The sequence below is a fragment of the Enterobacter cloacae complex sp.6700776 genome, assembly GCF_048284255.1.
Lineage (GTDB): Bacteria > Pseudomonadota > Gammaproteobacteria > Enterobacterales > Enterobacteriaceae > Enterobacter > Enterobacter intestinihominis.
In genome coordinates this window covers 88,248-110,524 of record NZ_JBLVYK010000009.1, presented here as the reverse complement: position 1 = coordinate 110,524, position 22,277 = coordinate 88,248, and the positions used below count along the sequence as shown (strand labels likewise).

The following is a 22,277-nucleotide window of genomic DNA, read 5'->3' as shown; positions in this document are numbered from 1 at the left end:
GTGGGTCCTCTGCTCGTATTTTGGTTTTGGGGGGTTTGTTTGTTTTTCGTTTTTTTTTTTTTTTTTTTTTTTTTGCCCCCCCCCCCCCCCCCCCCACCCGGCGTGGTTATTCGCGATGAACTATCACCAGTACTACCCCGTCGACATCGTCAACGGCCCCGGCACCCGCTGCACCCTCTTTGTATCAGGCTGCGTTCACGAGTGCCCCGGCTGCTATAACAAAAGCACCTGGCGCCTGAACTCGGGTATGCCGTTTACCGCTGAGATGGAAGACCGCATCATCAATGACCTGAACGACACGCGCATTAAACGTCAGGGGATCTCGCTCTCCGGCGGCGACCCGCTCCATCCGCAAAACGTGCCGGCGATCCTGAAGCTGGTAAAACGCATCCGCCGCGAGTGCGCGGGAAAAGACATCTGGGTCTGGACGGGTTATAAGCTGGATGAACTGAATGCGCAGCAGAAGGAAGTGGTGGATCTGATTAACGTCCTGGTCGACGGCAAGTTCGTGCAGGATCTTAAAGATCCTATGCTTATCTGGCGCGGCAGCAGCAACCAGGTTGTGCATCATCTGCGTTGAATGAAGGCGGATATCCGCTGTCCGCCTGAACGTCAAAACCGACTCACACTCTCCATTGCCTCAGCCTTAAACGCCGCAAAATCCTCGCACTGGCACAGGCGCGCCATCGCGCGTTCACGCAGGAAAGTGACAAAAATATCGTAAATCGCCATTGCCTCTTCGTACTCGCTTTTGCTGATGGCGAGCAGAAAAATGACATGGGCAGTTTCATCTCCCCACTGAATGCCCTGCGGCGCCAGCACGGTGTAGACCACCGTTTTTTGCGCCAGCAGGCCGAGGGAGTGCGGCAGCGCGATGCCGTCGCCGAGCATAGTGCTGACGATAGCTTCACGCTCGATAACCGATTCCAGAAATTCCGCACCGACAAAGCCTTCGCTTTCAAGCTGCCCACACAGTTCGCGGAACAGCGTTTGCTGGTCGACAGGCTTGTCGAGAATGCGGAAATGGGCCGCGTCGAAGTATTTCTCCAGCATCCACGGGCGGGTGCGGTCCACCAGCACCAGCTTGCCGATCTGCTCTAACTGATAATCGGTCGGGAACGGGGCGATTATCACCACCGGTTTGGATTTTTCGCTCACGCGAGCGGTAGAGATCACGAAGTCTTCGCCAATGGCATCGGCAAGTTCGTACTCGCGCAGGGTGAGCGTGCGCGTCACCTCAATCTGCGGGTATTTGCGCTGAAGCACCGCCTCGATCATGCGCACCATCGCGTTACCGGCGTCACATACCAGCAGCACGCGCGGCTGACGCTGGTAGCCGATGTTGTAGTGGCGCTCCAGACCGACACCGATATGCAGCACCAGAAAACCAATTTCGTTTTCGCTGATCACATACGGCGTGTATTTGCCCCAGCTCGACACCGCCGCGAGGGTCATATCCCACGCCATCGGGTAGTGCTGCTTGATGTTATCCAGCAGCGGATTGGGGATCATGATTTGATACCGCACGCGGGTAATCATGGTTTTGATGTGCGTGAGCAGATCTGCATGCAGTTGCTCGTCGCTCAACAGGTTGTAGTTATAGTGGGTGTTGATGTAGCGCAGGATATAGTTGACCAGGGCTTCGTCGTCGTCAGCATTAATGGCGCTGGGGGCGATCTCCTGGATCTGCCGCGCCGCAATGTGCACGCACAGCCAGCTCTCTTCCGATGGCGAAAGCGCCTTGCCCGCCAGCTCCTGGATAGCCACGGCGATATCTTTAGCCGCCTCGCGTACGTTCTCTTCCACGTCTTCAGCGTGGAATTCCGGCAGCGGATACCCCTCGCTGATGCGCCGCACCGACACCGCGCAGTACAGGCGCAGGAACAGCTCGCCTTCATCGGTCAGGCGAATGTGATGGCGCGTCAGCGCATCGTGCAGGACAGGGACCATCTTTTCCGCCACGCCCGCGTTGAGCGCCACGTCGGTCACCAGCGGGTTAAGGCTATCCTGCTGCGCCAGCTCCCACAGGAGGTCGGTCAGGCAGGCGCGGATCGCCATCTCGCTGCCAAACAGCTTCATGCCGTGGCGCGGGCGGGTTTCCAGCGTCAGGTTGTAACGGTGAAACCACTCGCGTACTTCCACCATGTCGCTCTGCAATGTGGCCCGGCTGACGAACCACTCATCGGCCAGATCCTCCAGCTTGAGGGAAAAGGCTGACGTCAGAAAACGCACCACCAGATAGTGCACGCGCTCCGGTCCGGTTCGCGGAATACGCAGCGCGCGCGGGTGGGACGACTGCAATTGTTGATAGCGCACCACATCATTGATTTTGAGCTGATAGCCGTTGCCCCGGCTCAAAATGAACTGCGCGCCGTGGCTGGCCAGCAGCGCGTTCAGGGCGGTGATATCCGCCCGGACGGTTCGCGTGGAGACCGACAGCCGCTGCGCCAGCTCGTCCTGCGGCAGCGTCTCGTTTTGCAACAGATCGAAAAGTTGTGCTAAACGTTGGTTCGGAAATCGCACGTCGTTGTCCTCTTACTGCTCAGGGTGAAATGACCATCTGGGATGGGCTGCCGACCGGGGTATAGTCTGACTCGGCGCTCAGCTTGCCGTCCGGCGCCACGCGGAAACGGGTAATGTTGTCGCTGCGCTGGTTCATGACGTACAGCCAGCGCCCCTGCTTATCAAGCGTCAGGGTGCGCGGATAGTCGCCCCGCGTCCAGACATCGTCCTGATGCGTCAGCGTGCCCTCCGCCGTTACGGTAAAGTGCCCGATGCTGTTATGCAAACGGTTAGCGACATACAGCTGTTTCCCGTCGGCGCTTAGCGCCAGCCCGGCAGCAAAACTGGTGCCTTTATAACCGTCCGGCAAGGCTGAAACCGTTTTACCCTCTTGCAGCCTGCCGTTGCTGTCCAGCGCATAATGGGTGAGCGTAGAGGCTTCTTCGTTAATCAGCCACAGGGCATCCCCCTTCGGCGTAAAGACGAAGTGGCGCGGCCCGGCCCCTTTTGAGGAGGCGCTGATAAACGGCGGATCGTTCGGGGTCAGCTTTCCGGTTCGATCGTCAAAACGGTACTGATAGATGCGATCCAGCCCCAGATCGGTGGAAAAAACGTATTTCCCGCTCGGATCGGCGGCGATCATGTGCGCGTGAGGGCCGTTATGATCGCTGATGGCGAAACTGCCCTCGACGGCAGCTTCCGGCTTTGCCGCGCCCGGTTCGCCTTTGTCCTGATGGGTGTCCGTAGCATCGCCCAGGCTGCCGTCTGCGTTAACGGGCAGCACCGCGACTGTTCCGCTGACGTAGTTTGCCACCAGCAGATGTTTGCCGTTCGGCGTCAGGGAAAGATACACCGGCCCCGCGCCGCCTGAGGCCACCTGATTCAGCTCGCTCAGCGCGCCGTTATCGCCGATGCGCAGCGCCTGCACCACGCCCTGCTCCACTTCGCTTGCCAGATACAGCGTTTTGCCGTCGTGTGAGACGGTAAGCTGCGCAGCGTTCGGGAGTTGGCTCACCAGCGTTTTATCGTTCAGCGCACCGGTTTGCGGGTCGACGGTAAAGCGGTACAGCCCTTCGCCGTTGGGATTATAGGTACCCACCCAGGCGTATTGCGTCTGGGCGACAGCGGCGGTGGCGAGCATTGAGAGTGAAGCGACAAGCAGGGTACGGGTGTGCATGGTGGCTCCTTCGGGTGTGTGCGGTGTGTTTCCCCTCACCCTAACCCTCTCCCCAAAGGGGAGAGGGGACGATTACGCCCTCTCCCCTTTGGGGAGAGGGCTGGGGTGAGGGGTAAGGTTTTATTTTACTTCACCAGCTTCTTCGTCATCGCCAGCAGCGTACGCACATCTTCCGGACGCGTATCACCGCTGGCTTTATCGATAATCGAGCTGTAGATATGCGGGATGATTTTGCTCACGCCCGCATCCAGGGCGATCTGCAAGATCGCCTCGAAGTTATCCAGATCGATACCTCCGGTCGGCTCCAGCCAGAAGTCGTGACGGGCGCAGGCTTCCGCCACCGCCTGGTATTCGTCACGGCATTTCAGGCCGCCCATCGGGAAGTACTTGATTGAGCTGCCGCCGAAATCTTTCAGCAGGGCGATAGCGGTTTCAACCGGCACAATGCCGTCCGGCGCGTTACTGCTCAGCGGGCCGGTGGAAATTTTCACCATGCCGACGGTGCCGGTCGGGGAGACCAGACCGTTGACCACGGACTCATTCTGCCCCAGCAGCGCGCGGCTGGTGGCCACGCCGGTAAAGACCTGATTGACGTGCTGCGGCTGTACCTGGCGGGAGATTTCACTCACCATCGCCGACTGGTTCGGATCGCCTGCGCCCAGCCCCACGGAGAGCGCGTTATCAATCAGTGCCGCGTACTCGCGCATATCCGCGACGGCGCTCGCCACGTCGGGGTAATTTTTGGAGAGCACGCCCACCAGCACATGACCTTCCGCCGCCTCGTAAATGGCGCTGGCGTTGGCTTTCGATCCTGCCAGCACGTTCAGGCAGACGCGGTCACGGTAAAAGTTGGGGGTCAGTTTCATGCGTTTTTCTCCTGTCCTAATACTTCGCTAATGCGGCGGTACACGATGTTCAGCTGATCAGCATTCACGCTGCGCACGTCCGCTTCGATAATCCCTTCGTTGGCTTTATAGCCACGGAAGTAAATGGCGTATTCACCCTGCTTCAGCTTCGCCACCAGGTCACCCGTGCCGACGCCGGTGGTCGCTTCGTCAAACTTAATCTCGGTGCGCGCGATATCGCGACCCGCGCTGTCCCAGACCACGCGGGCGGTGACGCCGTTCAGGGTGTTGAGCGCATCAATAAACGGCGTCATCTTCGCCACCATCTCGGCCCCGCTCTCCCTGGTGGCCGTCAGGTAGTGTTCGATGGCGCAGGTCAGGCCGAGGATCCCCTCTTTGCCCACCTTCATCGCGCGGCCAATGCCCGCCGTCTGGCGCTTCACCCACTCAACGTACTGGGTTTTGCCGATCACCAGGCCGCTGGTTGGGCCTTCAATCGCCTTCGCGCCGCTGTAGATCACCAGGTCCGCGCCGGAGCGGTAATAGGTATGCAGATCTTCTTCCGCCGCGGCATCAACGATCAGCGGCAGGTCGTGTTTACGCGCCACCACCGCCGCCTGCTCGACGCTGAGCATGCTTTTCTGTACGCAGTGGTGCGATTTAATGTAGAGGATAGCCGCTGTACGCGGGGTGATCGCTGCCGCCAGCTGATCGGCAGAGCATTCGTTGGCGTAGCCCGCTTCCACCAGCCTGCCGCCACCCAGCGCTACCATGGTGCCTACCGGCGCGCCAAAGTTAACGTTGTGGCCTTTCGGCAGGACGATCTCGTTGTTCTCAATCGGTGTGACGTGCAGGTTTTCCAGCAGCCAGTCGCTGTCTTTCACCAGTACCGCCGCCACGGACTGGGCAATGCCCGCTGACGCGCAGGAGACCACCGTTGCGCCTTCCACCTCCAGCAACTTCGCGATGTATTCGCCGGTTTTATTGACCAGATCCTTTATCTCGAAATAGTGATTCATGCCGTCCATCGCCGCCTGCACCACTTCCGGGCGCGGCGTGGAGACACCCAGCGCCGTCATGCGGCCAGAGGTGTTGATAACCTGCTTTAAGTTGTACTTCTCATAAATCGAAGGCATGTTCCGTGCTCCCTTGTTCGGTCATGTAGCCCTTGCCCGCGCGGATCGCGGCAAGCGGCACCAGAATGTGTTCAGCCTGCAGGCTGTCGTTTTCAGCATCCGTCAGCACCGTCGGCTGGCGTTTGAGGGTGAACAGCGTCAGATCAGCGTCGAGACCAGGCTGAATGCGGCCTTTGCGCGTCAGGCGCAGGCCGTCTGCGGCGTTGGCGGTGACGCAGTCAATCACCTGCGGCAATGACATGCCGATGGCGAGGAATTTCGACATCACGCTTGCCAGCGAGCCGACCGGGCCGTTGATGCGGTTGCGGCAGTAAATATCCGAGCTGATGGTGTGCGGCAGAATGCCCATCGCAATAGCGCGCTTCGCCACTTCAAAGCTGAAGCTCGCCGTACCGTGGCCAACGTCCAGACGCACGCCGCGCTTCAGCGCAGACGTGATGGAGGCGCGCAGCTCGCCGGAGGGCGTCAGGATGCGGTTAGGCTTGCCGTTGTAGCAGTGGGTGATGATGTCGCCGGAGCTTAACAGCTCGGCAATCTCATCGAGGTTCGGCGGGTTGTTGCCGATGTGCACCATCAGCGGCAGGTTGCCGTTCTCTTTCTGAATGGCTTTAGCGCGCTCCAGCGGGGTAATACCGTTTTCACCGACCACGCTGCTGCTCATGCGCGCCTTCAGGCCGACGATAAAATCCGGGTAGCGCGTCACCGCCTGCTTCACCGCATCAGCATCAATATTGGCCATATTGGCCAGCTCGTTCTGGGCAATCAGCCCCACGCGGGAGATGTTCAGCAGGGCAAACACCTCGGTGGATGCTTTGCGGGTGATGGCGTAAAAATCATCCACGTCGTCGGCCCCGGTACTGCCCGCGTCCACCACGGTGGTGACGCCGGTGGCAATGCCCACGCTGTCCGGCTCGTCGTGGTAAATTGGGGAGTTCGGGTAGCAGTGGACGTGGGAGTCAATCCAGCCCGCGCTGACGAACACGTCACCGTTAAGCTCAACCGTTTTACGAGCGGGAGCGTCAATTTGGCCTGTCGCGGCGATCTTCCCGTCCTGAATGGCGATATCGGTCAGGGTATCGTCGGCGAGGCGCGCACGGCGCAGGAGTAGATCAAACATGGGGTTCTCCTGATAAGGCGGGCACCGAAGCGCCCGCAGGTATTAAAGGGCGACCGGGAACAGCCAGCCCAAAATCATTGCGCCGAGGATGGCGCCACCGGTAATCGGCTTCTGCCAGATGTAGAACAGCAGCGCGCCCACCAGGGAACCGACGCCGATTGGAATGGAGGCGGTCATGGCGCTGAGGATAATCAACGGCCCGAGGAAGCGGCCGGAGGCGTTACCCGCGCCCATCATCACGTCTGCACCGTAGGTGGAGTTACTCTGGTTGATGGTGAACTTACGCGCCAGGATGATGACGTAGCCAATCGCCAGACCAATCACCAGGCCGGTAATCAGCGAGGCAATAAAGTTGGTCACCGGGAACATGATCCCCGCGCCCAGCAGCAGCGCCGGTACGCCGAGGCCCACGCCGGTCTGGATCGCCCCGCCGATGTCGAGAATCCCGACCAGCGACCCTTCGATGATACGGGCGAACAGGAAGCTCGCGCCGAACGCCGCCACCGCGCCGTAAACGCCGGTATCGATTCCCGCTTTCAGCATCGCCACGAAGGCCACTTCGTTAAACGCGCCGATGCCGTAGAGGTAGTACATGTGCGTCCCGGCGAAGACGCCGGAGGAGAGCAGGCCAACGAAGATCGGGAACGACCAGTCGGCATACCAAAAACCTTTATTCTGTTCCATGTCGAGGCTCCTGTTATTTACCGCTGAGCGAGTTGTGGATCATATCGAGCCAGTTCGGCACGGTCAGATGGAAGGATTCGATCATCTTCATGTCGAAGCCGCGGAAGAAGCCGCTCAGCACAAACAGCAGGACGATCGCCGCCATCATCACTTTGGTGACGTGGTTCCAGCCGCTCTCTTCCACGCCTTTACCGATCAGGATCCCCAGCACCAGGCCCGGCACGGCGTTACCCATGATCAGCTGCGCTGCGCCGCCAAAGATGGTGGCCCAGAAGCCCGATTTTTTACCCGCGTCGATGGCTGCCAGCCAGAAGATCACCGGCATCACGGTGTTGACCAACAGGTTCGCGGCAGGCACCAGCACCTTCACGGCGGTGACCTGAAGCGCAGCCGGAACGGAGGAGGCGGTCAGGTTAAGGAAGGTCACGACAATCATGCCGATAATGCCGCAGGCAATCGCCATTTTGCGCGGGTCATGCAGCGTTTCACCGACGTTACGGTTTTTGATCATCAGTGCAGCAGCACCCCAGTTCGGGATGATGCGGTGGTCAACGTCCTGTGTGAAGGCACCTGCGGCCACGGAAGAGGCCCAGGCGTTAAAGAAGAAACCTAACCCAAAGGAGAAGTGGGACGCCGGATCCCCTTCACAGGAGTTCAGTTCCCCCAATGTACGAAACGCGCCCATACCCTGAGTGGTAGGCGCATGAAACATGCGTGCAGCCCCGGCTCCAACACCGACGCCAACCAGGCCGCCAATGATGAGCGATTTTATTAATATAATTAAGAACATCAGTCTGCCCTTTTATGAATAATCAGCGTTGCGTGACGAAATCCACCTGGTCGAGATTGATGGCGGTCACGTTGACGGTCACATCCAGCTCCACGCTGTAGGTGCGTCTTTCCCGACGCAGAAAGAAGAACAAAAACGCTTCTTTTCGCACCGCTTCTTGCGCCTGAACAACCTGCACATCCTGTGGCTCAATACGCAGTAAGATATGCGGTGAGGCTTTCATCACCGCGGCCTGTACGTGGTTGAGGGCGTCGGCAAAGGCGCGCGCTTTGGCATCGCCCTTCCCCTTCACTCTCACCGTGGTCGTGAACTGTTCTTTCATGCTTACGCGCCGTATTTCTTCTGCCACGCCTGTACCAGACGCTCGCCCAGCTCTTCTTTATCCATAAAGCCAAAGCCCAGCACGTTGCAGCCTTCGTTGATAGCGGTCACCCCCTCATCCACGGAGCGCATGCCGTATTTGGCCTTGTAGCCGTATTTGGTCTGGGCGGTGATGGCACCCGCGCCGCCGCTGCCGCAGAACGAGATCCCGAAGGTGGCGTTTTCTGCTTTCATCACGTCACCGAGCTTCATATCCGCTGCCATGCCCGGTACGACAACCGCGCGTCCGCCGGCTTTTTCCACACCCGCAGCCACTTTCTGACCTTTACCCAGGCGATCGCCAATCACGACTGTAATCTGTTCCATGTGTTGCTCCTTAAAGGTTGTCTTTCGCGACTTCGAAGTGAACGGAGAGCAGCCAGGCTTCTTCATCAGGAAGATTGCCAAACTGCGCTACCACTTCACGGGCAAGTTGCATTGAATCTGGTGAAATTTCGTCGAACAGCTCTGCTTCAACCTCCGGCAGCGGCTCGCCGGTCACAGACCGGTGCGCCATTGCGCGAACGTGGGAGGTCAGCATCTGCTCCTGTACCGCGTTGGGGATGATGTTGTGCCGGGCCAGCAGGGCGTAGACCTGCTGAAGCATGGTGTTCGCGAGCTGTTCTGTTTGCACCGCCTGTTCCCCAACGTCGTTCATTACCGCTCCGTTAATCACTCGTCTTACCCCGTTAATGGCTCTGGAATAAAACTAACGTCGAGGGGGCGTTGTTTGTAGCGAGTTGTTTTCCACTTCGAAGTGGAAAGGCGAGCCGCGGCAGTGATCTGTGCCACATAAATGCGGTGAATCTGGATTAATCGCTGGATTTACGTGATGAATATCACGCTATTACGCGGCACTAAACAGGTAAGCGGAGTGGAAAAGATTACGAGCAGGCTCGTAGAAATGTGACGTGGATAAGGTTTTCTTATGGGGAGGGAGAAGAGTGTGAGCGGGGATGCTTAACGCGCCCCGCTCATCCAGACTATCAACGATACTTTTTGTGATACGCGTTGCGGGTCGCCGCAAACTGGTCGGCTGCCGCCTGGGCTTCCTTCACTTTGCCTTCGTTCGCCAGCTTCAGCGCGCCGTCGATCTGGCCGACCAGCACGTCAAAACCGTGGCGGTAGTCTTTCATCTCGGCGCTGTCCGCCGCTTTGCTTTCCAGCTTCGGCGGCGTCGCTTTTTGCGCATCCAGCGCCGCTTCACGCATTTTGGTCAGTGCGTCTTTCATCTCCGCCGCATCGTCGGTTTTCTGCACCACCTTCAGGTTTTGACTGAGGATGTCCATGTTGTCTTCAAGATCGGCAGCAAACGCAGATGAGCCAAAAACCAGCGTTGAAGCCGCGACGATCGCTAACAGGTGTTTACGCATTGCTCACTTCCTTTTTTATTATAAATCACGCTTTTACGGGGATTATTGCCCGGCGATTTTCATCTCCGGCAGTAATACAGAACCACACTGAATATTGCTGCGTGTTTCAATATCGTTACCGACCGTAACAATATTGCGCCACATGTCCTTGAGGTTGCCGGCGATGGTGATTTCGCTCACCGGATACTGAATTTCACCGTTTTCCACCCAGAAGCCCGCTGCGCCGCGAGAGTAGTCGCCGGTGATACCGCTCACGCCCTGCCCCATCAGCTCGGTGACCACCAGACCGGTGCCCATCTCTTTCAGCATCTGTTCAAAATTCAGGCCCTGCCCGGCAATGCGCCAGTTATGAATGCCGCCCGCGTGCCCGGTGCTTTTCAGCCCCAGCTTACGCGCGGAGTAGTTGGTCAGCAGCCACTGGGTCAGAATGCCGTCTTTAACGATATCCCGGCGCTCCGTGCGCACGCCTTCGCTGTCGAACGGCGTGGAGGCCAGCCCTTTCAGCAGGTGCGGGTGCTCTTCGATGGTCAGCCATTCCGGCAGGATCTGCTTGCCCAGCGAGTCGAGCAGGAAGGTCGATTTACGGTACACCGAACCACCCGCAATCGCCCCCACCAGATGACCAAACAGACCGGTTGCCACTTCGTTGGCAAAAATGACCGGGGCTTTCATGGTGGAGAGTTTACGCGGCGAGAGGCGTGACAGCGTACGTTCGGCGCACTCTTTTCCCACCCACTCCGGAGACTGCAAATCCCCCAGCGCGCGGCCAATGGTATACGCGTAATCACGCTCCATATCGCCGTTCTCTTCGGCGATCACGCAGCTGGAAAGCGAGTGGCGGGTTGAGCAGTACCCCTGCAACATGCCATGGGAGTTACCAAACACTTTGATGCCGTAGTGGCTGTTAAAGCTGCCGCCTTCGGTATTGGTGATGCGTTTGTCAGCCTGCAAAGACGCCTGCTCGGCGCGCGAGGCCAGCTCAATGGCTTCATCCGGGGTCACTTCCGCCGGATGGAACAGATCGAGATCCGGCGCGTCAAACGCCAGCAGCTCTTTATCAGCCACGCCAGCGTAAGGATCCGGGGAGGTGTACCGCGCGATATCCAGCGCCGCCTGCACTGTACGGGCGATGGCATCCGGGCTGAGATCGGTAGACGACGCGCTGCCTTTGCGATTCTGGTGATACACCGTGATCCCCAGCGCGCCATCGCTGTTAAATTCTACATTCTCCACTTCGCCATAGCGGGTGCTCACGCTAATACCGGTGGTTTTGCTGACCGCCACTTCGGCGCCATCTGATTTACCTGAAGCGAGCATCAGCGCGGTGGAGACGGCTTCTTCCAGGATCTTACGCTGCGCTTCAACTTGTGAGGTTACTTTCATCGCAAATGCCATACTGTAAGAGAGAGTTAAGTGAAGTCTAACAGAGAACCGTTTTTCAGTGCGCGTCTTAACTGGTAACATTAGCCTCTTTTTTTAAGGAGCCTGACATGACTAAGCAGCCCGAAGACTGGCTCGACGACGTTCCCGGTGATGACATCGAAGACGAAGATGATGAGATCATCTGGGTCAGTAAAAGTGAAATTAAACGTGACGCCGAAGAGTTAAAACAGCTTGGCGCAGAAATGGTAGAACTGGGTAAGAACGCGCTGGATAAGATCCCGCTCGACCAGGATCTGCGTGATGCCATTGAACTGGCACAGAAAATCAAGAAAGAAGGGCGTCGCCGCCAGCTTCAGCTTATCGGGAAACTGCTGCGTCAGCGCGATGTTGAGCCGATCCGTCAGGCGCTGGATAAACTTAAGAACCGCCACAACCAGCAGGTTGCGCTGTTCCATAAGCTGGAGCAGATCCGCGACCGTCTGATCGAGCAAGGTGATGACGCGGTACCTGAAGTGCTGAACCTGTGGCCGAATGCCGACCGCCAGCAGCTGCGTTCTTTGATCCGTAACGCGAAGAAAGAGAAAGAAGGGAATAAGCCGCCGAAGTCTGCGCGTCTGATTTTCCAGTATCTGCGCGAGCTGTCTGAGAACGAAGAGTAAACCCCTCACCCCAGCCCTCTCCCCAAAGGGGAGAGGGAGAAGAGATAATGTAGGCCCGGGAAGCGCTAACGCCACCGGGCCTTTTTTTACTCTGCGGCCGCGGCTTTCTTCGCCAGACCGTCCAGCAGCTTCTGATGGATCCCACCAAACCCGCCGTTGCTCATCACCAGAATGTGATCGCCAGGCTGTGCGGCTTTCACCACCATATCCGCTAAGACATCCACGTCCGCACTCCAGTGCGCTGGCTGAATGCAGGCGTCGGCCACTTCGGCCACCTGCCACGGAATATGCTGCGGTTGCAGGAGGAAGACCTCGTCGGCACGCCCTAAGGACGGCGCGAGATCGTCTTTGCATATCCCCATTTTCATGGTGTTCGAACGCGGTTCCAGCACGGCCAGAATACGCGCGGTGCCGCCAACTTTGCCACGCAATGCGGCAAGCGTCGCCAGAATGGCGGTTGGGTGGTGCGCGAAATCGTCGTACACCGTCACGCCATTCGCTTCACCACGCAGCTCCAGACGGCGGCGGGCGTTAATGAATGAACCCAGCGCATTGGCGGCATCCGCAGGCAGTACGCCCACGTGACGCGCCGCGGCGATCGCCATCAGGCCGTTGTGCATATTGTGCTCGCCCACCAGGCCCCACTTCACTTCGCCCACTTTTTCGCCGTCGAGCAGCACTTCCCATTCGGAAGCATCCGCGTTGAGCTTTTTCGCCTGCCAGTGCCCCTGCTCGCCAACCAGCTCCTGCTCGCTCCAGCACCCCATCGCCATAGTCTGTTTCAGGTTGATGTCGTTCTCCGGCAGGATAATGCGGCCCTGACCCGGAACAATGCGCACCAGATGGTGGAACTGTTTCTGAATCGCTTTCAGGTCGTCAAAGATATCCGCGTGATCGAACTCAAGGTTGTTGAGGATCAGCGTGCGTGGGCAGTAATGCACGAACTTGGAGCGCTTGTCGAAGAACGCGCAGTCGTATTCATCCGCTTCAATCACAAAGAACGGGCTGTCGCCCAGACGCGCGGAGACGTCGAAATTCCCCGGCACGCCGCCGATCACGAACCCCGGCTTGTAGCCGCAGGCTTCGAGGATCCAGGTCGCCATACCGGCGGTGGTGGTTTTGCCGTGCGTCCCGGCAACGGCGACAACCCAGCGGTCGCGCAGGACAAAGTCATGCAGCCACTGCGGGCCAGACATGTACGGGATATTACGTTCCAGCACCGCTTCAACGCATGGATTCCCACGGGTCATGGCGTTACCAACGATCACCAGATCCGGCTGCGGCTCGAGCTGGCTGGCGTCATATCCCTGAATCAGAGAAATCCCCTGCTTCTCCAGCAGCGTGCTCATCGGCGGATACACATTGGCGTCCGAACCTGTCACTTCATGGCCCAGCGAGCGCGCCAGCATTGCCAGTCCGCCCATGAAAGTGCCACAAATCCCCAATATATGAATGCGCATACGTCACTATCCTTCTTCAATGTGGCGCACATTTTACTCACATGTCAGCGGCTGTGAAACGCATTTCAGGTAAATCCGTATTTTGCTGGCGCGATTCACCTCTGCGCTAATATTTGAATGTTTGTTAAGATTGTTGGACATCAACCGCTTTACTCAACATAAGATGCAGGGAAAGTGTTATGAAAACGTTAGGTGAATTTATTGTCGAAAAGCAGCACGAGTTCTCTCATGCTACCGGTGAGCTCACTGCTTTGCTGTCGGCAATAAAGCTGGGCGCTAAGATCATCCACCGCGATATCAACAAGGCCGGTCTGGTCGATATCCTGGGTGCCAGCGGTGCCGAGAACGTTCAGGGTGAGGTTCAGCAGAAACTCGACCTGTTCGCCAATGAAAAACTGAAAGCAGCACTGCGCGCGCGCGACATCGTTGCGGGTATCGCCTCTGAAGAAGAAGATGAGATCGTCGTATTCGAAGGGTGTGAACACGCAAAATACGTTGTTCTGATGGATCCGCTGGACGGCTCCTCCAACATCGACGTTAACGTTTCTGTCGGTACCATTTTCTCCATCTACCGTCGCGTCACCCCGGTTGGCACACCGGTGACGGAAGAAGACTTCCTGCAGCCGGGCAGCAAGCAGGTTGCTGCCGGTTACGTGGTGTATGGCTCATCCACCATGCTGGTGTACACCACCGGCTGCGGCGTGCACGCCTTTACCTACGATCCGTCGCTGGGCGTTTTCTGTCTGAGCCAGGAGCGCATGCGCTTCCCGGAGAAGGGCAATACCTACTCCATCAACGAAGGCAACTACATCCGATTCCCGAATGGCGTGAAGAAGTACATCAAATTCTGCCAGGAAGAGGATAAAGCCACCCAGCGCCCGTACACCTCGCGCTATATCGGCTCGCTGGTGGCGGATTTCCACCGTAACCTGCTGAAGGGTGGTATTTACCTCTACCCAAGCACCGCCAGCCACCCGGACGGAAAACTGCGTCTGCTGTACGAGTGCAACCCGATGGCATTCCTGGCCGAACAGGCAGGCGGCAAAGCGAGTGACGGTAAAGAGCGTATTCTGGATATCGTGCCGGAAAGCCTGCACCAGCGCCGTTCGTTCTTTGTCGGCAACGACCACATGGTGGAAGACGTTGAACGCATGATCCGCGAATTCCCGGACGCGTAACGCGTAAATAGGGGAGCCCGACAGGCTCCCCTATTTTTATCATGCCGTTTGCGCCGTCAGTTTGAAGGATGCCATCGCCTCCATCAGCTCGCGCGATTGTTCCTCCAGGGAACGCGTTGCCGCAGAGGATTGCTGAACCAGCGCCGCGTTTTGTTGCGCCGTTTCATCCATCTGATTGACGGCAATGTTAACCTGCTCAATACCGCGGCTCTGCTCCTGAGACGCCGTCGCAATTTCTCGCATCAGTTTGGTCATACGCAGCACTTCGGTAGCGATCTCGTCCATCGTCTCACCGGCCTGTTGCGCCAGCTCGCTGCCCTCGTTCACGTGGGTTTGCGAATCGCTGATCAGCGAGCGGATCTCTTTCGCCGCATCAGCACTGCGGCTGGCGAGATTGCGCACCTCACCCGCCACGACCGCAAAACCCCGTCCCTGCTCGCCCGCGCGCGCCGCTTCCACGGAGGCGTTCAGCGCCAGAATATTGGTCTGGAAGGCAATGCCGTCGATGACGCTCAGGATATCGGCGATGCGCGCCGAGCTGCCGGCGATGTCGCGCATCTTCTCAATGACGTAGCAGACCATTTCGCTGCCATGATCGGCGGTATCGGAGACCGACTGCGCCAGCTGGTGCGCCTGCCCGGCGTTATCGGCGTTAAGTTTCACCGTGGCGGTGATCTCTTCCATGCTGGCGGCCGTCTGTTCCAGCGAGGTGGCGGTGGATTCCGTGCGCTGGGCCAGGTTCAGGTTCCCTGCCGTCAGCTCGCGGCTGCCGGTATCAATCTGCGAGCTGGCGTCACGCACCCGCAGAACGGAGTTCATCAGCGACTGGCGCATCTCTTCGATGACCGCGTTGAGGCGATTAAATTCCTGGCTCGCCGGCGCGTTCAGGGTGTGGGTTAAATCCCCGGCCGCTACGTGCTCCAGCTGGGCAATTGAGGCTGAAAGCGGCTTAAGCAGCATATGGCGCAGCACCAGCCAGGCCAGCACGATAATGCCTGCCGTCAGCAGCGCCGCGACGATAATCAGGATCAGCACACGGGTTTTACTCGCCTGCACGGCGCTCACCTCCGCTTTGCCGCGCGCTTCGCTCCACGTCTGGAACGCCTGCATATCGTTATCAAACTGCTTCGCCACCGGGACTAGCTTGCTTTCCAGCAGATCGTAATAGCCGTCCGCACTTTGCTCGTTCAGGGCTTTCAGCATCGGGCTGATACCCTGCTGGTTGTACACCGCCAGGCTCGAGGCGACGTTATCCAGCAGCTTTTGTCCCTGCTCATCCGCCACGCCGCCGCCGATCACGCCCTTGAGCGTTTTCTGTGCCAGCGCCACTTCCTGGTTAATGGTTTTGACCGCCCTGGCCGCATCGTCCAGCAAGCCGACCTCCATCATGCGGACGGCCTGACCCGCTTCGTTACGCGCGCGCAGGATCAGCGTATAGCCGGCATTTAGCTGCACCATCTGTTCACCCTGAAGATGATTGATGCGCTGGAGAGAAGCGGAGCTTTGCGTAAGGGCATAAATGCCGATGCCGCTGACAATCAGCAGCAGAAGGGTCATAACGGCCAGTAAAGAGAGCAAGCCGGTACGAATCGATAGCGTTTTAAGCATGATGTTATTTCCGGTAGCGAGATATTTCTGGGCATAAAAAAAGAGTATCGACCGCTACCGGAAAATGTTTAGAGTTTAAGCAATTTCAGCATGTTATCGCCCTGTTAAAGATGTATTCACACGGGTAACAGGCGAGCTCTGGCGGTTCTCCCACAGCACCGTCAGGCCGCGCTGGAGCGCGATAAAAATAAACAGCAGAATACCGATGGCGATTTTGGTCCACCAGGAGCTGAGCGTGCCGTCGAAGTTGATATAGGTCTGAATCAGCCCCTGGATCGCCACGCCAAACAGCGTACCGAGCACCGTCCCTACCCCGCCGCTGAGCAGCGTACCGCCAATCACCACCGAGGCAATGGCGTCAAGCTCAACGCCCACCCCCGCCAGGGCATAGCCTGCCTGGGTGTATACCGAAAACACAATCCCCGCGAGCGTGGCAAGGCCGGTCGAAAGCATATAGATGCGGATGGTGGTGCTGCGCGTGGAAATCCCCATCAGGTTCGCGGACGTGGCGCTGCCGCCAATGGCATAAACCTGGTTACCAAACCGGGTACGGTGAGCGAGGAAGATCCCGATCACCACCACGCCCAGCATCAGCAGCCCCATTGCGCTCAGGCGCCCTCCGCCGGGAATTTTCCACGCCAGGCTGGAGAGCGTGTCGTAGATCGGATGGTTAATCGGAATTGACTCCTCCGACACCAGATAGCTCACGCCGCGCAGGAAGAACATCCCGGCGAGGGTGATGATAAACGCCGGGATTTTCAGCGCGTCGATCAAAAGCCCCATAAAGGCGCCGAACGCACAGCCCATAATCAGCACCAGCGGGAACGCCAGCAACGGCGAAATGCCCCAAAAGCCAATCGCCTTGGCAAGGAAAACGCCGGTAAAGGCGATCACCGACCCAACGGAGAGATCGATCCCGCCGGAGAGGATCACAAACGTCATGCCAACGGCGATAATGCCTAAAAAGGCGTTGTCGGTCAGGATGTTGCAAATCACCCGCGTGGAGGCGAAGCCCGGGAACTGGGTCAGGCAGTAAAGGTATCCCAGCACGAACACGCCCAGCGTGATCATTAACGGCAAATTACGTTTTATCATGACCGCGGAACCCCTTAATGAGAGTGATAAAGCGCGGCGACTGCACGATAAGCACGATAAGCACCACGACCGCTTTGACGACCTGATTAAGCTCCGGCTGGAACCCGGAGAGCAAAATACCGGTATTCATACCCTGAATAATTAACGCCCCCACCACCGAGAGCAGCAGATTAAAACGTCCGCCCATCAGCGACCCACCGCCGATAACCACCGCGAGGATCGCATCAAGCTCCAGCCAGAGTCCGGCGTTGTTGGCATCCGCCCCGCGAATGTCGGCCGCCACAATCACCCCGGCAATCGCAGCACAGACGCCGCTCAGCACGTAGGTCAGCATCACCATCAGCCGTGTATTTACCCCGGCGTTTTTCGCGGCCCGAATGTTAATTCCCACCGCTTCGATGAACATCCCGAGCGCCGTTTTGCGGGTGAAAAGCCAGAACACCACCAGCGTCACGAGCGCGACGATTACCGGGGTCGGGAAGAACAGAAAATTACCGCTGCCGATCCACGCAAGATTCGGGGAGGTAAAGGTGACGATTTGACCGGAGGTGATAAGCTGCGCCACACCGCGCCCGGCCACCATCAAAATCAACGTCGCGACAAACGGCTGGATCTTGAGCACCGCGACCAGAATGCCGTTCCACAGCCCGGCTAATACACCGGAGCCCAGCGCGGCCAGCAGAACCACCGGCAGGCTGTGCCCGGCAACGGTCATCGAGGCGGCGGTGGCGCCCGCAATCGCCATAACCGCACCGACGGAGAGGTCGATCCCGCCGGTGGCAATGACCAGCGTCATACCCATCGCCAGCAGCGCCACGGGCGCGGCACGGTTTAAGATGTCGATCGGGCTACCAAACAGGCGGCCATCCTGCACGACGATCTGGAAGAAATGCGGAGCCACCAGGCTATCCACCAGCAGCACCAGCAGCAGCGCCACGATTTGCGGCGTGCCGGTCGGCCAGCTGAAGCGGCGCTTCGCTTCGCCAGTTTGCGAAAGAGAACGGGACATCACATATGACTCCTTACGCCGCGATGGCATTCATGATCGCCGGAACCGACAGTTTATCCAGCGGGATCTCTGCCACCTGCCTGCGATCGCGCATGATGATGACGCGATCGGCATAGCCAACCAGCTCCTCCAGCTCAGACGAGATCACCAGCAGCGCCAGACCGTCGGCGCACAGCGTTTCGATAAGCCGGATGATTTCGGCATGCGCGCCCACGTCGATACCGCGCGTGGGCTCGTCGAGGATCAGGAACTGCGGTTTGGTCAGCAGCCAACGCGAGAGCAACACCTTCTGCTGATTACCGCCCGAAAGGAACTCGATGGGCTGTTCCGCGCTCGGGGTACGGATACCGAGCTGGCGGATGAAGCGCTCGGCAATGGCGTTCTGCTCGCGCTTAGGGATCGGACGCAGCCAGCCGCGCTGGGCCTGTAGCGCCAGAATGATGTTTTCCCGCACCGAGGCGGCGGCAATAATCCCGTCCGTTTTTCTGTCCTCCGGGCAGAAGCCCACGCCGAGGCACGACGCCTGATGCGGTGAACGTAGCGTTTGCGGTTTGCCTTTGATCAGCGCCGTTCCGCTGTCGGCAGGTTTGATCCCGAAGATCACTTCGGCGGTTTCGGTGCGCCCGGAGCCTAACAGCCCTGCCAGACCCACAATTTCACCGGGGCGTACCTCGAGGTTAAACGGCGCGATGGTCCCTTTTTTGCCGTAATCGTGAAACGCGGCGATCGGTTTTTCGCTCAGCAGCGTGCGGCCCGCGCGCTGGAGTGCGTTGGTCTCCAGCTCGCGGCCCAGCATCATTTTGACCAGCTCAATCTGCGGCAGCTCGCGGGTTTCCCGGCAGCCGACAAAGCCGCCGTTGCGCAGCACCGTAATACGGTCGCTCACCTCGTAAACCTGATCGAGGAAGTGCGTAACAAAGATCAGGCTCACGCCCTGATCGCGCAGCTGGCGCATCAGGGTAAAAAGCATCTCCACTTCCTGGGTATCGAGGCTGGCGGTGGGTTCATCGAGGATCAGCACTTTCGCCGAGAGATCGATAGCGCGACAGATCGCCACGATCTGCTGCATCGCCACGGAAAAACGGTTCAGCGGTTCGCGCACGTCGAGAGAGAAGCCATACGATTCCATCAGCTTCGCGGCGCGCGCTTCCATCTCTTTACGGCGCAGCAGGCCAAAATGTCTGGGCTCGCGGCCAATAAACAGGTTATCCGCTACCGACATGTTTGGCAGCAGGTTCACTTCCTGGTAGACCGTGCCGATCCCCAGTTGCTGCGCATGCGCGGTGTTTTTGGGCGAAATAGCATTACCTTCCAGCCAGATAGCGCCGCGATCGGCGTGATAGACCCCGGTCAGGGTTTTAATCAGCGTCGACTTCCCCGCCCCGTTTTCGCCGAGCAACGCCATGATCTCCCCACGCCGCAGGCTGAAATCAACGTTATCCAGCGCCTTAACGCCAGGGAAAAATTTACTCAGGCCCTCTGTGCGGAGGATTTCCTGGTGTTGTTCGGTGGTCATGGTTTCCCCCTGCATTAAGCCGGATGACGCTACGCTTATCCGGCCTACAAATGAGCGTATCGTAGGCCGGGTAAGCGCAGCGCCACCCGGCAATGTCACTGATCAGTAGCCCATATTTTTCTTCTTCTCTAACTCTTCTTTCGCCGTGTCCGGCAGGTAGAGCGTGGATTTGGTGATGGTCAACTTCTCAGGCTGGGTGCCGTCTTTCTTGAATTTCTCCAGCGCATCGAATGCCGGGCCCGCCATGTTCGGCGTCAGCTCTACGCTGGCGTTCGCTTCGCCGTCAATCATCGCTTTGTAGATGTCCGGTACGCCGTCGATCGAGCCGGTGAGAATATCTTTGCCCGGCTTCAGGCCCGCTTCTTTGATGGCCTGGATGGCGCCGATCACCATGTCGTCGTTGTGGGCGTAAACCATGCAGATATTTTTGCCGTTATTTTCTGCCTTGATGAAGCTTTCCATGACCTCTTTACCTTTGCTGCGGGTGAAGTCGCCGGACTGAGAACGGATGATCTTGATGTTTGGTGCTTTGGCGATGGCCTCCGCGAAACCTTTCTTACGGTCGATAGCCACGCTCGCCCCGACGGTGCCCTGCAACTCAACCACGTTACACGGCTTGCCATCCACCTGCTTCACCAGCCAGTCACCAATCAGTTTGCCTTCCAGCACGTTATCGGCGGTGACGGTGGTCATATAGAGAGATTTGTCTTTTACGTCGATGGAACGGTCGAGCAGGAACACAGGAATTTCAGCCTCTTTAGCTTCCTTCAGCACCGGCTCCCAGCCCGTGGCAACAACCGGGGCGATAAAGATGGCATCCACGCCCTGAGCGATAAAAGAGCGCACCGCTTTAATCTGATTCTCTTGCTTTTGCTGACCATCGGCGATTTTTAGGGTAATACCGCGCTTTTCGGCCTCACTTTTCGCCACGTTCGTTTCAGCGGCGCGCCAGCCGGATTCAGATCCGACCTGCGAAAATCCAACGGTTAACGGTGCGGCCATCGCCATAGACGACATGGCTGCCGAAACTGCTGTAACAAGAAGTAAGCGCTTCCACATATGAACGTCCTCGTAGGGTAGGTTATTGTTGGTTAAAAGATGTTCTGCGGATGAACTATAGCCAATGGAATATGTTACGGATTGCGTTACATCACACTTCAGAAAAGTGAATAAAACGTTAATCACAAGTTTGTAATCGCTTTCATTTCCACATTTAAAATGCGGCTGAGTTTATGGATTATCCTGTCATGGAAACGGTCTGAAAAGTGAAAGCGCGAGGGAGATAAGACGAAAACAGGCGAAGACTTTCAGCGCCAGTTGGCTATAATACCTGCCACTTGTTTACCATCCATTTTAAAGGACACCGACATGAGCTTACTCAACGTCCCTGCGGGTAAAGAACTGCCAGAAGACATCTACGTTGTGATCGAAATCCCGGCCAACGCAGATCCAATCAAATACGAAATCGACAAAGACACCGGTGCGCTGTTCGTTGACCGTTTCATGTCTACCGCCATGTTCTATCCGTGCAACTACGGCTACATCAACCACACTCTGTCTCTGGACGGTGATCCGGTTGACGTACTGGTCCCAACGCCATACCCATTGCAGCCAGGCTCCGTCATTCGCTGCCGTCCTGTTGGCGTGCTGAAAATGACTGACGAAGCGGGTGAAGATGCGAAACTGGTTGCCGTACCGCACACCAAGCTGAGCAAAGAGTACGATCACATTAAAGATGTGAACGACCTGCCAGAGCTGCTGAAAGCGCAGATCGCCCACTTCTTCGAGCACTACAAAGATCTCGAAAAAGGCAAATGGGTTAAAGTTGAAGGCTGGGATAACGCAGAAGCGGCGAAAGCAGAAATCATCGCCTCTTTCGAGCGTGCTGCTAAGAAGTAATTCTTACTGCTGATACTAAGCCCCGCGCGTCGGGGCTTTTTTATGCCTTTCGATGCGCCCGGCGGCGCTACGCTTGCACGGGCCTACAATCAGCAAGAGGCGCAAAACGATAACGCCACCTTACGGTGGCGCTGTCGTTTTTCAGAACTGGTCTCTGTCTAACCAGTTACCGCTTTCAATCAGCGTTAACCCGTTGACCGAACGTTGGTACACATACATCCATGCACTGCCGTAAGGCGTCTGGATCAACTGGCGAGCGTATTCACCGCCCCTGGTGCGCAAGGCATCAAGTTCGGCCAGCGTAGCATTATCAATACGATAAACCTCACCCTGTACCGTTCCGTTCCCCGGAACCGCGCCTGGATAGTGGCCCAGACTGTACAACTGGTAGTTTTCGATTGTGTAATTTCCCAGCAACTGGGCGTTGGTCATCCAGTGGCTGTTGCCTTGCTTGGTTCGTAAACTGCCGTAAACAAATATTCGCAT

23 protein-coding genes are annotated in these 22,277 nt (G+C 57.8%); 4 read left to right on the top strand and 19 right to left on the bottom strand.

The genetic code is table 11. The features are described 5' to 3' along the window. The first annotated feature begins 115 nt into the window (after positions 1 to 115). Positions 116 to 580 (top strand): anaerobic ribonucleoside-triphosphate reductase-activating protein, encoded by a 465-nt coding sequence (nrdG, locus tag ACNQ0T_RS14945; protein ID WP_022646867.1) that lies wholly within the window; start codon positions 116 to 118, stop codon positions 578 to 580. A gap of 32 nt (positions 581 to 612) precedes the next feature. Here nrdG and ACNQ0T_RS14940 read toward each other — a convergent pair whose 3' ends face one another. The 12 genes from ACNQ0T_RS14940 to pmbA all read right to left on the bottom strand — a co-directional run bounded on the left by ACNQ0T_RS14940 (position 613) and on the right by pmbA (position 11,379). Further along, entirely contained in the window at positions 613 to 2,523 is a 1,911-nt protein-coding gene (locus tag ACNQ0T_RS14940; RefSeq protein WP_023305322.1) for a BglG family transcription antiterminator, read from the bottom strand. Positions 2,524 to 2,542: 19 nt separating this feature from the next. After that, entirely contained in the window at positions 2,543 to 3,679 is a 1,137-nt protein-coding gene (locus tag ACNQ0T_RS14935; RefSeq protein ID WP_417930201.1) for a lactonase family protein, read from the bottom strand. 125 nt (positions 3,680 to 3,804) lie between these two features. Beyond that, positions 3,805 to 4,545 carry a 2-dehydro-3-deoxy-phosphogluconate aldolase gene (gene dagF, locus ACNQ0T_RS14930; RefSeq protein ID WP_417930200.1) on the bottom strand — a complete coding sequence of 247 codons (741 nt, stop codon included), beginning with the start codon at positions 4,543 to 4,545 and terminating at the stop codon, positions 3,805 to 3,807. Continuing rightward, positions 4,542 to 5,660 (bottom strand): DgaE family pyridoxal phosphate-dependent ammonia lyase, encoded by a 1,119-nt coding sequence (locus ACNQ0T_RS14925; RefSeq protein WP_063138006.1) that lies wholly within the window; start codon positions 5,658 to 5,660, stop codon positions 4,542 to 4,544. Before ACNQ0T_RS14925 ends, dagF begins: the two co-directional genes overlap by 4 nt. Beyond that, the gene (locus ACNQ0T_RS14920) at positions 5,644 to 6,777 is read right to left on the bottom strand and encodes an amidohydrolase/deacetylase family metallohydrolase (RefSeq protein WP_063148818.1); all 1,134 of its coding nucleotides are present in this window, start codon (positions 6,775 to 6,777) and stop codon (positions 5,644 to 5,646) included. Before ACNQ0T_RS14920 ends, ACNQ0T_RS14925 begins: the two co-directional genes overlap by 17 nt. A gap of 42 nt (positions 6,778 to 6,819) precedes the next feature. Further along, a complete protein-coding gene (locus ACNQ0T_RS14915; protein ID WP_003856081.1) occupies positions 6,820 to 7,461 on the bottom strand; it encodes a DUF4310 family protein in 642 nt (213 codons plus the stop codon). A gap of 13 nt (positions 7,462 to 7,474) precedes the next feature. Continuing rightward, positions 7,475 to 8,251, bottom strand: coding sequence for a DUF4311 domain-containing protein (locus ACNQ0T_RS14910; protein ID WP_006810337.1), 777 nt, complete (start codon positions 8,249 to 8,251; stop codon positions 7,475 to 7,477). Positions 8,252 to 8,273: 22 nt separating this feature from the next. Then, positions 8,274 to 8,573: a DUF4312 family protein gene (locus ACNQ0T_RS14905; protein ID WP_006810338.1), complete on the bottom strand. Its 300-nt coding sequence runs from the start codon at positions 8,571 to 8,573 to the stop codon at positions 8,274 to 8,276. 2 nt (positions 8,574 to 8,575) lie between these two features. Beyond that, entirely contained in the window at positions 8,576 to 8,938 is a 363-nt protein-coding gene (locus ACNQ0T_RS14900; RefSeq protein ID WP_006810339.1) for an SFCGS family glycine-rich protein, read from the bottom strand. Positions 8,939 to 8,948: 10 nt separating this feature from the next. Beyond that, entirely contained in the window at positions 8,949 to 9,287 is a 339-nt protein-coding gene (locus ACNQ0T_RS14895; protein ID WP_026080657.1) for a PRD domain-containing protein, read from the bottom strand. A 310-nt stretch (positions 9,288 to 9,597) separates the two neighbouring features. Continuing rightward, a complete protein-coding gene (gene cybC / locus ACNQ0T_RS14890) occupies positions 9,598 to 9,984 on the bottom strand; it encodes a cytochrome b562 (protein ID WP_046621035.1) in 387 nt (128 codons plus the stop codon). 42 nt (positions 9,985 to 10,026) lie between these two features. Then, positions 10,027 to 11,379 (bottom strand): metalloprotease PmbA, encoded by a 1,353-nt coding sequence (gene pmbA, locus ACNQ0T_RS14885; protein WP_023299182.1) that lies wholly within the window; start codon positions 11,377 to 11,379, stop codon positions 10,027 to 10,029. 95 nt (positions 11,380 to 11,474) lie between these two features. Between pmbA and yjgA the strand changes: the two genes are divergently transcribed. Beyond that, positions 11,475 to 12,026, top strand: coding sequence for a ribosome biogenesis factor YjgA (yjgA, locus tag ACNQ0T_RS14880; protein ID WP_003856072.1), 552 nt, complete (start codon positions 11,475 to 11,477; stop codon positions 12,024 to 12,026). 86 nt (positions 12,027 to 12,112) lie between these two features. On the opposite strand, the gene mpl is transcribed toward yjgA, so the two are convergent. After that, on the bottom strand, positions 12,113 to 13,486 hold the full coding sequence (mpl, locus tag ACNQ0T_RS14875; RefSeq protein ID WP_022646859.1) for a UDP-N-acetylmuramate:L-alanyl-gamma-D-glutamyl-meso-diaminopimelate ligase: 1,374 nt from the start codon (positions 13,484 to 13,486) through the stop codon (positions 12,113 to 12,115). Between the two features lie 179 nt (positions 13,487 to 13,665). On the opposite strand from mpl, the gene fbp reads away from it, so the two are divergent. Beyond that, positions 13,666 to 14,664, top strand: a complete 999-nt coding sequence (gene fbp, locus ACNQ0T_RS14870; RefSeq protein WP_022646858.1) for a class 1 fructose-bisphosphatase — start codon at positions 13,666 to 13,668, stop codon at positions 14,662 to 14,664. Between the two features lie 39 nt (positions 14,665 to 14,703). Here fbp and ACNQ0T_RS14865 read toward each other — a convergent pair whose 3' ends face one another. From ACNQ0T_RS14865 to ytfQ, 5 genes are all read right to left on the bottom strand, one after another. Beyond that, positions 14,704 to 16,272: a methyl-accepting chemotaxis protein gene (locus ACNQ0T_RS14865; protein ID WP_045307825.1), complete on the bottom strand. Its 1,569-nt coding sequence runs from the start codon at positions 16,270 to 16,272 to the stop codon at positions 14,704 to 14,706. A 93-nt stretch (positions 16,273 to 16,365) separates the two neighbouring features. After that, positions 16,366 to 17,367 carry a galactofuranose ABC transporter, permease protein YjfF gene (gene yjfF, locus ACNQ0T_RS14860; RefSeq protein WP_023299180.1) on the bottom strand — a complete coding sequence of 334 codons (1,002 nt, stop codon included), beginning with the start codon at positions 17,365 to 17,367 and terminating at the stop codon, positions 16,366 to 16,368. Further along, positions 17,354 to 18,379 (bottom strand): galactofuranose ABC transporter, ATP-binding protein YtfT, encoded by a 1,026-nt coding sequence (ytfT, locus tag ACNQ0T_RS14855; protein WP_161177600.1) that lies wholly within the window; start codon positions 18,377 to 18,379, stop codon positions 17,354 to 17,356. The genes yjfF and ytfT overlap by 14 nt, the downstream gene beginning before the upstream one ends. 10 nt (positions 18,380 to 18,389) lie before the next feature. After that, positions 18,390 to 19,892 (bottom strand): galactofuranose ABC transporter, ATP-binding protein YtfR, encoded by a 1,503-nt coding sequence (ytfR, locus tag ACNQ0T_RS14850; RefSeq protein WP_417930199.1) that lies wholly within the window; start codon positions 19,890 to 19,892, stop codon positions 18,390 to 18,392. Positions 19,893 to 19,994: 102 nt separating this feature from the next. After that, positions 19,995 to 20,951, bottom strand: a complete 957-nt coding sequence (gene ytfQ / locus ACNQ0T_RS14845; RefSeq protein ID WP_022646853.1) for a galactofuranose ABC transporter substrate-binding protein YtfQ — start codon at positions 20,949 to 20,951, stop codon at positions 19,995 to 19,997. 309 nt (positions 20,952 to 21,260) lie between these two features. Between ytfQ and ppa the strand changes: the two genes are divergently transcribed. Beyond that, a complete protein-coding gene (ppa, locus tag ACNQ0T_RS14840; RefSeq protein WP_006810347.1) occupies positions 21,261 to 21,791 on the top strand; it encodes an inorganic diphosphatase in 531 nt (176 codons plus the stop codon). Between the two features lie 141 nt (positions 21,792 to 21,932). Here ppa and ACNQ0T_RS14835 read toward each other — a convergent pair whose 3' ends face one another. Continuing rightward, positions 21,933 to 22,277: a gamma-glutamylcyclotransferase family protein gene (locus ACNQ0T_RS14835; RefSeq protein ID WP_022646852.1), complete on the bottom strand. Its 345-nt coding sequence runs from the start codon at positions 22,275 to 22,277 to the stop codon at positions 21,933 to 21,935.

Bases quoted from the DNA above. Each gene is read 5' to 3' on its own strand.
- nrdG (WP_022646867.1), top strand. From the start codon at position 116: ATGAACTATCACCAGTACTACCCCGTCGACATCGTCAACGGCCCCGGC.
- ACNQ0T_RS14935 (WP_417930201.1), bottom strand. From the start codon at position 3,679: ATGCACACCCGTACCCTGCTTGTCGCTTCACTCTCAATGCTCGCCACC.
- dagF (WP_417930200.1), bottom strand. From the start codon at position 4,545: ATGAAACTGACCCCCAACTTTTACCGTGACCGCGTCTGCCTGAACGTG.
- ACNQ0T_RS14925 (WP_063138006.1), bottom strand. From the start codon at position 5,660: ATGCCTTCGATTTATGAGAAGTACAACTTAAAGCAGGTTATCAACACC.
- ACNQ0T_RS14920 (WP_063148818.1), bottom strand. From the start codon at position 6,777: ATGTTTGATCTACTCCTGCGCCGTGCGCGCCTCGCCGACGATACCCTG.
- ACNQ0T_RS14915 (WP_003856081.1), bottom strand. From the start codon at position 7,461: ATGGAACAGAATAAAGGTTTTTGGTATGCCGACTGGTCGTTCCCGATC.
- ACNQ0T_RS14910 (WP_006810337.1), bottom strand. From the start codon at position 8,251: ATGTTCTTAATTATATTAATAAAATCGCTCATCATTGGCGGCCTGGTT.
- ACNQ0T_RS14905 (WP_006810338.1), bottom strand. From the start codon at position 8,573: ATGAAAGAACAGTTCACGACCACGGTGAGAGTGAAGGGGAAGGGCGAT.
- ACNQ0T_RS14900 (WP_006810339.1), bottom strand. From the start codon at position 8,938: ATGGAACAGATTACAGTCGTGATTGGCGATCGCCTGGGTAAAGGTCAG.
- cybC (WP_046621035.1), bottom strand. From the start codon at position 9,984: ATGCGTAAACACCTGTTAGCGATCGTCGCGGCTTCAACGCTGGTTTTT.
- pmbA (WP_023299182.1), bottom strand. From the start codon at position 11,379: ATGGCATTTGCGATGAAAGTAACCTCACAAGTTGAAGCGCAGCGTAAG.
- yjgA (WP_003856072.1), top strand. From the start codon at position 11,475: ATGACTAAGCAGCCCGAAGACTGGCTCGACGACGTTCCCGGTGATGAC.
- mpl (WP_022646859.1), bottom strand. From the start codon at position 13,486: ATGCGCATTCATATATTGGGGATTTGTGGCACTTTCATGGGCGGACTG.
- fbp (WP_022646858.1), top strand. From the start codon at position 13,666: ATGAAAACGTTAGGTGAATTTATTGTCGAAAAGCAGCACGAGTTCTCT.
- ACNQ0T_RS14865 (WP_045307825.1), bottom strand. From the start codon at position 16,272: ATGCTTAAAACGCTATCGATTCGTACCGGCTTGCTCTCTTTACTGGCC.
- yjfF (WP_023299180.1), bottom strand. From the start codon at position 17,367: ATGATAAAACGTAATTTGCCGTTAATGATCACGCTGGGCGTGTTCGTG.
- ytfR (WP_417930199.1), bottom strand. From the start codon at position 19,892: ATGACCACCGAACAACACCAGGAAATCCTCCGCACAGAGGGCCTGAGT.
- ytfQ (WP_022646853.1), bottom strand. From the start codon at position 20,951: ATGTGGAAGCGCTTACTTCTTGTTACAGCAGTTTCGGCAGCCATGTCG.
- ppa (WP_006810347.1), top strand. From the start codon at position 21,261: ATGAGCTTACTCAACGTCCCTGCGGGTAAAGAACTGCCAGAAGACATC.
- ACNQ0T_RS14835 (WP_022646852.1), bottom strand. From the start codon at position 22,277: ATGCGAATATTTGTTTACGGCAGTTTACGAACCAAGCAAGGCAACAGC.